The sequence below is a fragment of the Paenibacillus sp. 2TAF8 genome, from assembly GCF_052114825.1.
GTDB lineage: Bacteria > Bacillota > Bacilli > Paenibacillales > Paenibacillaceae > Paenibacillus.
The window spans coordinates 1-409 of the sequence record NZ_JBFRFN010000076.1 but is presented as its reverse complement, the minus strand read 5'-3'; the positions used below and the strand labels follow the sequence as shown (position 1 = coordinate 409).

At 45.8% G+C, this 409-nt stretch carries 1 rRNA gene; it reads left to right on the top strand.

Going from position 1 to position 409, the window contains the following annotated elements:
* Positions 1 to 207: 207 nt before the first annotated feature.
* Positions 208 to 409, top strand: a 16S ribosomal RNA gene (locus tag AB4Z30_RS30085); the annotation flags it as partial.

Here is a 409-nt window from a genome sequence, read left to right as displayed (position 1 = left end):
AAGTTTGATCTTTGAAAACTGAACAACGAGTGAGTGAAACATTCTGCTTGCAGAATGAACGTGAAGGTTTTGGTACATGCCATCCGGCTGTATGAAAACTGGAACACAATTGAGATTTTTAATCTCGTCAGATTCAAAATGAGCTTATCGCTCTTTTCAATACCCCGATGAGTTGCACAGCGTTTAACCACGCTGSGAAATTCATCTTTATTGGAGAGTTTGATCCTGGCTCAGGACGAACGCTGGCGGCATGCCTAATACATGCAAGTCGAGCGGACTATCAGAGAAGCTTGCTTCTCTGACGGTTAGCGGCGGACGGGTGAGTAACACGTAGGCAACCTGCCCTCAAGCTTGGGACAACTACCGGAAACGGTAGCTAATACCGAATACTTGTTTTCTTCGCCTGAAG